Consider the following 11,771-nt stretch of genomic DNA (forward strand, 5'->3'; position numbering starts at 1 on the left):
TGATATACAGTCCGTTATTGGTACGTTTGCCTAAATTCAGCAATACCGCCCGTAATGATCCTCATCGTTGACGACAAGAAAGAAAATATTTTCAGCCTGAAGACATTACTGGAGATCCACTCTTTTCAGGTCGATACAGCCAGTTCCGGCGAAGAGGCACTCAAAAAAATATTAAAGAACGCTTACTTTCTCATCATTCTTGATGTGCAGATGCCCGGCATGGATGGCTTTGAAGTGGCGGAAGCAATATCGGGCTTCAGCAAAGCCCGCGATATTCCCATCATCTTTCTGAGTGCAGTGAGCACCGATAAAAAATTCATTACCAAAGGATATCAGTCCGGCGGTATTGACTATGTCACAAAGCCCATTGACCCCGACCTGCTGCTCTTGAAGGTAAAGACCTTCTATACCCTCTATTCACAAAAAAAAGAACTCGATGATATCCAGGTATCACTGAAGGATGAGATCGATTACCGGAAAAAAGCAGAAGACCGGCTCCAGGAATCCTTCGAGGAGCTTCGTTCTATCCTGGAATCCATCCCGCAAATTGCATTCACCGCTTCTCTCGACGGAAAGCTGGAATATGTCAACCACCTGTGGCTGGACTTTGCTGTGGACCGGTTCCATTTTCCGGAAACGCATCCTAATGATATCCCGCCACAAACCGCACTGGAGCAGGCAATTACCAATAGCGAAACCGTAATAACAGAATGCCGCATCCGGGAACTCAAATCCGGAAATTACCGGTACCACCAACTTACCATTACTCCCGTTCGGAAAGACAAGAAAATGGTCAAATGGGTGGGTGTATTTGCAGATATCCATACACAACGGATGACCAACCAGCTGCTGGAAACGATGGTAGTGGAACGAACCGCAGAACTGCAACAGGCAAATTCGGAACTCGCATTCCGGAATAACGAATTGGAGCAGTTCGCTTTCGTAACCTCCCATGACCTGAATGAACCGTTGAGAAAGATCAAGGTCTTCGGCGACCTGCTTAGGTCAAGATTCCTTTCCGGCAATGAAGAAGCGCTTACCTACCTGAACAAGATCACCAAGGCATCCACCCGTATGGCGGAACTTATCGAAGACCTCTCCCAGTATTCCAGGCTCGATATCTCCGAGGCCTTCCGGCTGGTTGATCTGAACCAGCTGCTGGAAGAAATACTGATTGACCTGGAACTGGTTATCCGGGAAAAAGGTGCCACTATTGAAATTTCCCCGCTGCCATCTATTCGCGGGATCTCCGGACAGATCCGCTTACTGTTCCAGAATCTCCTGAGCAACTCCCTGAAATTCTCCCGGAAAGAAGTAACACCCCATGTACGCGTATATGCCGAACAGGTATCGCAGGTGGAAACAGAGGGGGCAAATGATCCGGAAGGGAGATACCTGCGTATCGCTGTGGCAGACAATGGCATCGGTTTTGACGAACAGTACCTGGGCAGGATTTTTTCTGTATTCCAGAGACTGCATACCAAAGATGCCTATGAAGGGAGTGGTATCGGATTGTCGATTGTAAAAAAGATCACAGAAAAACATCAGGGATTTATAACAGCTAAAAGCAGGGAAGGAGAAGGATCAACATTTTTTGTGATCCTGCCCCTGCATGCGGATCAACCTTCACTATGAACAAAGAACTATACGCTGCCGACAATACGGATACTTCAACATTCAAAAGAAACCTGCTGATCGGCTTTACAGTTTCTTTTCTGTTGCTGATCATCAGCTCGGTAGCATCGTTTGTGAGCATCCAAAGCCTTATCGATAAGGCTGACTGGGTGGAACATACCTATGCTGTCATCACCAAGACGCAGGAACTGATGGGCGACCTGCGGGATGCCGAAACGGGTCAGCGGGGATTTCTCCTTACGGGAAAAGAAGAATTTCTTGGGCCTTACATGGGCGCCGCTACTGCCGCTGACACCCATATTGAACAACTGCGTGAACTAACCTTTGACAACGACAGCCAGCAGGGAAGGATTCCGCAGCTGCAGTCATTGGTCAAATCACGTTTCATCTTGTTACAATCGCTGATCAGTAAAAAGAGAATTGGCCAGCAGACTACCCTCGATGAAATGCAGGAAGGCAGGATCGTAATGGATTCTATCAGAAGCCTGTTGAATGGTATCGTTCAATCGGAACGAACCCTCCTGAAGGAAAGAACAAGCGCCATGAACCGGCTATCGGGCATCACACCGGTGATCATTATTGTCTCTGCAGCACTCTCTATGATGATCACCCTGGTTTCCTTCAGGCGCATCACGCGGGACCACGACAGGCGGGTTGCATTGCTCCAGGAACTGGAAGACAAAGACCGTGATATCAACCGGCGGATCAATATCATACAGGATGTTGCCGGCAAGATCGCACACGGCGAGTATTCCGTCCGCACCACCGAGGGTGGAAGTGACGGGCTGGGTACACTTTCTTCCTCCCTGAACCGCATGGCCTCTTCGCTCGAAACATCATTCACCGAACTGGCAGACCTGGAGTGGCAACGATCCGGCATTGCAGGCCTCAATGAACAGATGCTGGGCGAAAAAGAAACCGGTGTTCTCGCGCAGGACATCCTTAACTATGTTACCCGATACACCAACAGCGATATGGGCGCCATTTACCTTTCAGAGAATGGAATAGACTTTCGCTTTGAATCAGGCTATGCACTGGCGGAAACACCTTCGGAAAAATACATCCATGCCGGTGAAGGTGTTGCCGGACAGGCAGTGGTTAGCCGAAAAAGGATCCTGGTATCTGACATTCCCGCCGACAGCATCCGGACAGCATTCTCCGGCGGACAAATCAACCCGGTACAACTGGCAGCGATTCCGATATTGTTCGAGAAAAAAGTTCTTGGCGTGATCGAACTCGGGGCACTACACTACTTTACCGCTGCTGAATTGCTTTACATTGATAGCATCGGTGAAGCAATCGGCATTACCCTCAATACAGCCCGCAACCGTACCCGCCTGCAGGAACTGCTGCACGAAACACAATCACAATCTGAAGAACTTCAGGCGCAGCAATCTGAACTGGAGAACATCAACACCGAACTCGAGATCAAAACGGAAAAGCTGCAGGCATCCGAAGAAGAACTCCGTGTACAGCAGGAAGAACTCCTGCAGGCCAACCAGGAACTGGAAGAACGCAGCACCACACTGGAAGAAAGAAACCAGCTCATTACAGAGCGTAACGCCGAGATCCAGCATAAGGCCGAACAACTGGCCCTGAGCACAAAGTACAAGTCGGAATTCCTGGCAAATATGTCGCACGAGCTGCGCACACCGCTTAATTCAATCCTGTTGCTGTCTAAACTGATGGCTGAAAACAACGATGCCAATCTCAGCAGCGACCAGGTTGAATATGCCCAGGTGATCCAAAGTTCAGGTGTCGGCCTGCTGCAGCTGATCAACGAGATCCTGGATCTGTCCAAGATCGAATCCGGCAAAATGGAACTTGACTACAGCCAGGTAAATATTGCTGAAGAAGCAGATGACCTGCAGGCCATGTTCAATCCGCTGGCGATGGATAAGGGCATTCAGTTCAGCACTAAGATCGAACCCGGTGTGCCGCAACATATTGAAACCGACAAGCTGCGTCTGTCCCAGATCCTGCGAAACCTGTTGTCAAATGCCGTCAAGTTTACGGATAAGGGACAGGTGCTGCTCACTGTTAGCAGTAACCGCAGGGAAGGATGGATTGATTTCAGGGTCGAAGACACAGGAATTGGCATCCCCCGTGAGAAACAGGATATGATCTTTGAAGCCTTTCAGCAGGCCGACGGATCCACCAGGAGGAAATATGGTGGCACGGGTCTTGGGCTTTCCATAACGCGGGAGCTCGTAAAACTGCTCGGCGGTATCATTACGCTCGAAAGTGAACCTGACAGGGGAAGCAGTTTCACTGTAACGATCCCATTGGATCCGCATCAGCGACCCTTGCCATCCCCTTCCAACTTAAAAGGCGACAAATTATCATCTCGGGAGCATGTACCGGCAAATGAACCTGCTGTTGCTTTTCCGGAAGACCACGCATCCCGGCCATTTATTTCGAAAACAATTCCTGAAAACATTCCCGATGACCGAGCCGGTATCCTTCCTGGCGACAGGGTTATTGTAATCATAGAAGATGACGTGGCTTTTGCCCGCGCTCTGCTGGATTATACCCGCAAAAAAGGATACAAGGGAGTAGTCGCAGTACGTGGAGATGAAGGGATCGACCTTGTCAATCAGCTGAGGCCTGCCGGTGTGCTGCTGGATATTGAACTCCCGGTAAAATCAGGCTGGGAAGTAATGGACGACCTGAAAAGGAATCCCGATACCAGGCATATCCCCGTACATGTCATGAGCAGCCATGAAGTACGCAACAAAAGTATTTCCCAGGGTGCTGTAAATTTCCTGAACAAACCGGTTGACCTGCAACAGATGAATGATGTTTTCAAAAAAATCGAATACATCATTGAACAGAAACCGCGCAAGGTGATGATTGTTGAAGAGAATCCCAAACACGCACGGGCACTCGCCTATTACCTGGAAACCTTCTCTATCAACACCGATATCAAAAACAATTTGCCCGAAGGGATCGAAGCCCTGACACGTGAAGACGCCAATTGTGTCATCCTGGACATGGGTATACCTGGTAAACATTCCTACGATATCCTGGAAGAAGTGAAACGTACGCCTGGTCTTGAAAACCTGCCCATCATCATCTTTACCGGCCGAAGTCTTTCCAAAACGGAAGAAATGCGCATCCGGCAATATGCAGATTCGATCGTGGTGAAAACAGCACACTCCTACCAACGCATCCTGGATGAAGTATCCCTCTTTCTTCATGTGATGGAAGAGCAGAAAAAAACATCCACTGCTTCTCCGATGCGCCGGCTCGGCGCACTCAAAGATGTTCTGAACGGAAAAACTGTGCTGATAGCAGATGATGATGTGCGAAACATTTTCTCGCTGACAAAAGCACTGGAAAACATTGGCATGACCGTACTGCCTGCCATCGACGGCAAAGAGGCGCTGGCGCAGCTGGCCAAACATCCTGTTGATATTGTGCTCATGGACATGATGATGCCTGAACTGGATGGTTATGAAACTACCCAGCGCATCCGGCAGCATCCCAAATACCGCAAACTCCCCGTCATCGCTGTTACGGCAAAAGCCATGATCGGCGACAGGGAAAAATGTATCAGTGCAGGGGCATCAGATTATATTACCAAGCCAGTCGACCTTGATCAGTTGTTGAGCCTGTTGCGCGTCTGGTTATATGAAAATACCGCAAGTAAATCATGACCCGATGGAGCAGGGAAAGATTCTCATAATAGATGATGACGCCAGGAATATCTATGCACTGTCAGCCGTGCTGCGCTCCCGCAGGCTGCATTGTTTTGCAGCCTCCGGCATTATGGTGGCGCTGGAACTGATGCGCAACGGCGATATTCCTGATATAATTCTGATGGATATCATGATGCCTGACATCGATGGCTATGAAGGCATTGCCCTGATCAAAGCCTATCCGGCATATGCAGCCATACCCATTATTGCGGTCACCGCCCAGGCGATGACGGGCGACCGGGAAAAATGCCTTGCCGCAGGTGCGGCCGGATATATTTCCAAACCTGTGGACGTGGACGAATTATTGCACCTGATCAGAGAATTAAAATAGGAACTGTGGAACCTTTATTCAGGGATGAAGAAATCGAAATGCTGCTCAATGACCTCCTGGATACATGGGGTTACGACTTCACGGGGTATGCCCATGCTTCGCTTCGCAGGCGCATTTCGCGCCTCTATCTCCTGCGCGCATTTCCAAGCTTTGCCGAATTCCGGTATAAACTGAAAAACGATTCCGCCTTCTTCCACGAGTTTGTGGAAGAGATTACGGTGAACGTTACGGAAATGTTCCGTGACCCGAATTTTTACCGGAGCATTTCAGAGCAGGTATTTCCCTGGCTCTCCACCAAGCCTTTCATCAGGATCTGGCATGCCGGTTGTTCTACGGGGGAGGAAGTGTATTCCATGGCCATCATGCTGAAAGAAGCCAACCTCCTGCACAAATCACTCCTGTATGCCACGGACATCAATCCTTCGGTACTGGAAAACCTGCGGAAGGGCTTATTCCCAATGCAGCACATGAAACAATATTCAGAGAACTATATACAGGCAGGTGGCAGGCTTGATTTTTCGTCCTATTATACTGCCCAGTACGAATGGGCAAAATTCGATGAAGTATTGCACAGTAAAATGATCGTATCAACACACAATCTTGTTTCTGATCAGAGTTTCAATGAATTTCAGCTGATCGTCTGCCGCAATGTGCTGATTTATTTCGACAAAGGGCTGCAGGAAAGGGTGCTGCGACTTTTTGATGACAGTCTTGAGAAACTCGGTTTTCTTGCGCTGGGTTCCAAAGAAACCCTCCGTTTTTCTGATCTGTCGGCTGGCTATTCTCAATTACCGAACCGGGAGAAAGTATGGAAAAAAATCAAGTAAGCAGGTTCAGGCTCGCCCTGATCGGGGGATCGGCCGGAGGACTCGATGCGATCCTGAAGATCATGAGCCGCCTGCAACAGGTTCCATCGTACCCCATCGTGATCGTATTGCACCGAAAGGCAGATTATGATACCCTGCTGGTCGACCTGTTGGAAAACAGGACCGTGATCCCGGTAAGGGAAGCAGAAGAAAAGATAACGATCGAAAACGGTTATCTCTATGTGGCACCGGCCGACTTCCACCTGCTGTTTGAATCAGATGGCACTTTTGCATTGGATGCTTCAGAAAAAGTGAATTACAGCCGGCCCAGTATTGATGTCAGCTTTATTTCAGCGGCCGAGGTCTATCGCGAAAACCTGCTTTGCATCCTGTTGTCCGGTGCCAATGCCGACGGCACAGCCGGCATGAAAACAGCCCGGGAGCTCGGCGCTACCTGTATCGTTCAGGCACCCCAATCTGCCGAAGTTCCTTTTATGCCTGAAAGCGCCCTGAAAGAGATGGAAGTGGACCTGGTTTTAGCCGCGGAATCCATCGGCGATTTTATGGCAAGGCTGTGAATCCTTATTTTACAGTATGAAAACACTGATCACTTCTTTCCTCCTTTTCCTTTCTGTGCTGACGGCGAAATGCGCAACAGTAGATACCATTTCCACTTTCAGCCAGGCGATGCGGAAGAATATTAAGGCAGTAGTGATCAGGCCGGATGCCACAAAACAACCCCCGGCCCTCCCTGTAGTTTACCTGCTTCATGGTTATGGCGGAAACTATGGTGACTGGGTGAACAAGGTAAAAGCGGTTCCTGCCCTGGCAGATCAGTACGGATGCATGATCGTTTGTCCCGACGGGGGCATTGGCAGCTGGTACTGGGATAGCCCTGTCGACAGCAGCTTTCGCTACGAAACCTATATCATCAAAGAACTTATCCCCTATATCGACAGCAAATACGCCACCATCAAAGACCGGAAAGGCCGGGCCATTACGGGACTTAGTATGGGCGGACACGGGGCCCTTTATCTCTCCTTTCGCCACCAGGATATTTTTGGCGCCGCAGGAAGCATGAGCGGCGGTGTCGATATCCGCCCATTTCCCCTCAACTGGGACATGGCGAAGCGTCTTGGTCCCTACGCCGGGCAAAAAGACAGCTGGGAAGAACATACGGTGATCAACCTGGTAAACCTGCTGACACCGGGATCGCTGAACCTGCTGATCGACTGCGGCACAAATGATTTCTTCTTCGGCGTTAACGAAGCATTGCACCGGGAGTTGCAATACCGCAACATTCCCCACGATTATACCACCCGGCCCGGCGTACACGACTGGGAATACTGGAAAAATGCCGTGTTGTACCAGATGCTGTTTTTCCACCAGTTCTTTACCCGTTGAAAGCTGCTGACATAGGGCTGACAGTAGCGCATCTTTACTTTGATAAAAATTAAAGCAATGGAAAACAAAGAACCCGTTATCTACGCAGATCAGCTCCTGAAACACTGGCAGGGCCACCGCTCACTGACAAGAAAGGTAATTGAAGCCTTTCCCGAAAAAGACCTGTTCAGCTTTTCCGTAGGAGGAATGCGTCCTTTTGGAGAACTGGCCGTGGAAATGCTGGACATGAGCCATCCGGGTATAACAGGTATCGCTACCCGTACCTGGGGCAGCTATGGCGACCGGGCAGAAAAAATAACCGGCAAGGAAGCTTTGCTGAAAGCCTGGGATGAAGCGACAGAACACATCAACCAGGTATGGCCAACCGTTCCCGCCGGCCGGATGCAGGAAAGGGATGTCGCCTTCGGACAATATGAAGGCCCTGTTTACTGGACCCTGTTTTACTTTATCGACAATGAAGTGCATCACCGCGGACAGGGATATGTTTACCTCCGGGCACTCGGCATCACACCACCGCCATTCTGGGACCGCTCCTGAACAGGCCGCGCTGCAACCCATCCCCTTCATTCGACGATTGGTGATTGCCCTGTTGCAATTGACCCGTATTGACATGATATTGACCGGGTTTCATTGCAGCTTGCAGCTAATAAACCTCCTTATTTATGAAAAGATTTAATGCTTTCGGATTGATCCACAAAGCGCTTCGTGCCATGTTGTTTGATGTTGACCTGGAATTGCAGCAGGCAGACTGGAATAAGCCCGAAGATGTTCGGCAACTAATCAGTAAGCTGCAACAGGTACTGAATGCATTTGAACACCACGCCTACATTGAAGACAACTATGTATTGCCCCTGATTGCAGGTAAAGACAGGCACCTGCAGCAGGAGCTGGAAGGGGAACACCAGCAGGATAAAATACTCACGGAGGCATTGCTGGAGCATATTGAAGCGATTCAGAAGCCGGGCAATCCCCTGGAGAAATCGATCCATGCCAACGCAATTCAGTACGCATTCCATGCCTTCGTAGCGTTCAATCTTGATCACATGAACAAGGAGGAAACAACTTTCAACCGGGTACTTTGGCAATATTATTCGGACGAGGAGATCATGGCGGTAAATGAACAGATCAGCAAAATGATCGAACCGGCCTCAAGAGAGAACGGATTGTTATGGATGCTCAGGGGATGCAATGCTGCAGAGATCAGCATGTTGATGCAGAAACTGGAACAGCAGCTGCCCGCCGAAGCGTTTCACCAGTTCCGAAAAAAAGCTGTAGCGCAGGTGCCGGGCAAATTCCGATACCTGCTGCAACCGGCGGAACCAGTCCACGCCTTGTATTAAGCCGCGTGATAATTTACTCAGGCAGCCTGCCTGCAGGCCTCTTCGCAGGCCCTGCAGGCTTCTGCACATAAACGGCAATGATCCATGTGTGCGGCATGCTTCTCACATTCCGCGGCACATAATGCACAGATCTCCGCGCATTCCCTTAACACATGTGGTGCATGGGGCGATATACGCGAAACAAATCCATGCGCAGCCAGGCAGATCGCAGCGCAATCCAGATCCGTTTTTATACAGGCAACCAGGTTGGCAACAGCTGGCTCATCGAGGCAGGAAACAGCGCAAAAATGACAGGCGGCTGCACAGTTGTTCAGTGCCTTCAGCAGCCCCGTGTGCGAATGCGTAGTCATAACATTACTTTGGGAATACCTCATAAAAAACCATACCGCCGGGTAAGAAATGACCGCTCTGTGCCTGTGCCGGCAAGCGACGTGGCGATGGCCAGATGTTCCGCTGCCGTTGCCGTATCAGACTCCAGAAATAATGTTCCCAGCAACAGGTGATAATAACGAAGCACCTCGGGTGGATAATCTGCTCCGGCAATCCATTCCCGCGCCGCAGTAATGCCCGCTTTTGCTCCTGAAACTTTGGCCAAGGCATAAATCCGGTTGAGATCAACCAGTGGCGAATAGGATAATTCCAGGAGCATCGTATAGCGCTGAAGGATCTCCTGCCATTTCTCAGGGGAATCACCCGGCCGGGTATGCCACCAGGCAATACCTGCTTCAAGATGGTAGCGCGACAACTGTTCACCCCGGGCAGAATGGTGAAGAAAAAATACTCCCTTGCGGATAAATTCCTGGTTCCATCGGCTGGTATCCTGATCTCCGTAGAGTACCAGGTCGTCACCCGCCAGCCTTGCGTCAAATCGGGAAGCATGAAAACACATCAACGCCATCAATGCCTGTGCCGGTGGTACCGCTGTAACGCTGTATTCCAGCAACTGCGAGCAAAGCTGCATCGCTTCATAACAGATATCTTTTTGGAGCAGCTGGTTGTTGCACGAAGAATAATATCCTTCATTGAAAAGGAGATAAATAGTTTGCAGCACTGCCTCAAGCCGGTCTGGCAGGGCCTCAGGTGATGGAACTTCCGGCAATACCTGCATCACCCTGAGCTTCTCCCGTGCGCGGTATAAACGTTTGCTGATGGTCTCAGTATTGGTCATGAAGGCCATGGCAATTTCTGAAATGCTGAAACCACACAGGATTCGCAACGCAAGCGCCACCTGTGATTCCATAGGTAGTGATGGGTGACAGACAGCGAATATCATTCGCAACTGGCTGTCACGGATACCATCTGCTGAAAGGTCGATCTCCGTTTGTGGTGCTTCGTCATGCTGCAGTGCAGGTACCACCTTCTGCTGGTACACCTGTTGCCTTTTCAGAAAAGTTCTCGCTTTGTTTTTTGCTACGGTATACAGCCAGGCGACTGGTTCCGGCGGCGGCCCTTTCAGTGCCCACACCTGTGCCGCAGTCAAAAAAGTTTCACTGGCAATATCTTCCGCCTGATCCAGCTGATCCCATCCAAAATTGCGGCAGAGTACGGCAATGATCTTTTTGTATTCCGACCGGAACAAATGGGGCACAATGGTTTCAGCTGACATAATCAGGATTGAGGAACAGTTACCACTTTACGCAATTCCACGGAATTGCCGTCTCCATCCAGTATGGGGCATTGAGACGCCATCTCCAGTGCCTCCTCCCAGCTATCAGCGGCAACTGTAATAAAGCCGGCCAGAGACTCCTTGATTTCCACAAACGGACCATCAGTCACCTCGCTGCGATGGCGGATCACACGCCCCTCAGTAGACAATCCCTTGCCTCCCCGGAAGCGCTGCCGGGCCTGAATACCGGCTACCCACTGCTGATAGGTCTTCATATACTCCTGTAATTGTTCCGGGGATGGCTGCGCCTCCCTGGTCAGGAGATCAAGCCGCATCAGGATCAGGTACTCTTCCATACAATGGTTTTATGGTTATTGAACAAGATTTCGGTTGCGGTAGTTCAGCAATACCCTTCCTGAACGGAATACACGGTGGGATTCCAGTTCAAGAGAAACGTTCCCCTCCATGCCGCCAAACAGCGTTGTTCCCCGTCCGAGCACTACCGGATCAATCATCAATTGAAAGGAATCGACCAGTCCCGCTCCGGCAAGCTGCCGCAGGAGTTGTCCGCTGCCGAGTAGGGTCATGTCTTTGGAAGATTCTTTCTTAAAATTCCGCACGAAAGGAATCAGGTCACCGGATACAATCCGGGTGTTTTCCCAATTGGTTTGCCGGAGCGTGGTAGAAAACACAATTTTCTCTGACTGGTTCATGCCTGCAGCCACTTCCGGCATCATTGTTCTCGCCTGTTCACCGGGCCAGAAGGAGGCCATCATGTCAAAGGTTATCCTTCCGAATAGCAATACATTACCACCGCCGGCATTTTTTCCGGCAAATTCAGTCTCTTCAGGATCACCGTGCCCGTGCCAGGAAGTGGTATGATCGGCGTCCTGGTAAAATCCGTTCAGCGTAATAAACTGGAAGCTGTTAAGTTGTCCCATGGTCGTT

Annotated in this window: 12 protein-coding genes; 8 read left to right on the forward strand and 4 right to left on the reverse strand. The window is 50.1% G+C overall.

Annotated elements, in window-relative coordinates:
- Nucleotides 1-54: 54 nt before the first annotated feature.
- The 8 genes from FPE01S_RS04570 (at nucleotide 55) to FPE01S_RS04605 (ending at nucleotide 9,217) form a co-directional block, all read left to right on the forward strand.
- Nucleotides 55-1,635 (forward strand): hybrid sensor histidine kinase/response regulator, encoded by a 1,581-nt coding sequence (locus FPE01S_RS04570; protein WP_046367659.1) that lies wholly within the window; start codon nucleotides 55-57, stop codon nucleotides 1,633-1,635.
- Nucleotides 1,632-5,294: a response regulator gene (locus FPE01S_RS04575; RefSeq protein WP_046367660.1), complete on the forward strand. Its 3,663-nt coding sequence runs from the start codon at nucleotides 1,632-1,634 to the stop codon at nucleotides 5,292-5,294. The genes FPE01S_RS04570 and FPE01S_RS04575 overlap by 4 nt, the downstream gene beginning before the upstream one ends.
- Nucleotides 5,295-5,298: 4 nt before the next feature.
- Nucleotides 5,299-5,667: a response regulator gene (locus tag FPE01S_RS04580; RefSeq protein ID WP_046367661.1), complete on the forward strand. Its 369-nt coding sequence runs from the start codon at nucleotides 5,299-5,301 to the stop codon at nucleotides 5,665-5,667.
- 5 nt (nucleotides 5,668-5,672) lie between these two features.
- Nucleotides 5,673-6,494 carry a CheR family methyltransferase gene (locus FPE01S_RS04585; protein ID WP_245623941.1) on the forward strand — a complete coding sequence of 274 codons (822 nt, stop codon included), beginning with the start codon at nucleotides 5,673-5,675 and terminating at the stop codon, nucleotides 6,492-6,494.
- Nucleotides 6,476-7,051, forward strand: a complete 576-nt coding sequence (locus FPE01S_RS04590; RefSeq protein ID WP_046367662.1) for a chemotaxis protein CheB — start codon at nucleotides 6,476-6,478, stop codon at nucleotides 7,049-7,051. The genes FPE01S_RS04585 and FPE01S_RS04590 overlap by 19 nt, the downstream gene beginning before the upstream one ends.
- Before the next feature lie 16 nt (nucleotides 7,052-7,067).
- Complete coding sequence (locus FPE01S_RS04595) at nucleotides 7,068-7,877, forward strand: alpha/beta hydrolase (protein ID WP_046367663.1); 810 nt, start codon at nucleotides 7,068-7,070, stop codon at nucleotides 7,875-7,877.
- Nucleotides 7,878-7,934: 57 nt separating this feature from the next.
- Nucleotides 7,935-8,414: a DinB family protein gene (locus FPE01S_RS04600; protein WP_046367664.1), complete on the forward strand. Its 480-nt coding sequence runs from the start codon at nucleotides 7,935-7,937 to the stop codon at nucleotides 8,412-8,414.
- Between the two features lie 125 nt (nucleotides 8,415-8,539).
- Nucleotides 8,540-9,217: a hemerythrin domain-containing protein gene (locus FPE01S_RS04605; RefSeq protein ID WP_046367665.1), complete on the forward strand. Its 678-nt coding sequence runs from the start codon at nucleotides 8,540-8,542 to the stop codon at nucleotides 9,215-9,217.
- Nucleotides 9,218-9,234: 17 nt separating this feature from the next.
- Here FPE01S_RS04605 and FPE01S_RS04610 read toward each other — a convergent pair whose 3' ends face one another.
- Genes FPE01S_RS04610 through FPE01S_RS04625 form a run of 4 tightly spaced genes read right to left on the reverse strand, consistent with a single transcriptional unit; the run spans nucleotide 9,235 to nucleotide 11,764 of the window.
- Nucleotides 9,235-9,567, reverse strand: a complete 333-nt coding sequence (locus FPE01S_RS04610; RefSeq protein WP_046368662.1) for a four-helix bundle copper-binding protein — start codon at nucleotides 9,565-9,567, stop codon at nucleotides 9,235-9,237.
- 20 nt (nucleotides 9,568-9,587) lie between these two features.
- Complete coding sequence (locus FPE01S_RS04615; protein WP_046367666.1) at nucleotides 9,588-10,823, reverse strand: RNA polymerase sigma factor; 1,236 nt, start codon at nucleotides 10,821-10,823, stop codon at nucleotides 9,588-9,590.
- 2 nt (nucleotides 10,824-10,825) lie between these two features.
- The gene (locus FPE01S_RS04620; protein WP_046367667.1) at nucleotides 10,826-11,179 is read right to left on the reverse strand and encodes a YciI family protein; all 354 of its coding nucleotides are present in this window, start codon (nucleotides 11,177-11,179) and stop codon (nucleotides 10,826-10,828) included.
- A gap of 15 nt (nucleotides 11,180-11,194) precedes the next feature.
- A complete protein-coding gene (locus tag FPE01S_RS04625; protein WP_046367668.1) occupies nucleotides 11,195-11,764 on the reverse strand; it encodes a dihydrofolate reductase family protein in 570 nt (189 codons plus the stop codon).
- Nucleotides 11,765-11,771 lie beyond the last annotated feature (7 nt).

This window comes from Flavihumibacter petaseus NBRC 106054 (assembly GCF_000974785.1).
Lineage (GTDB): Bacteria > Bacteroidota > Bacteroidia > Chitinophagales > Chitinophagaceae > Flavihumibacter > Flavihumibacter petaseus.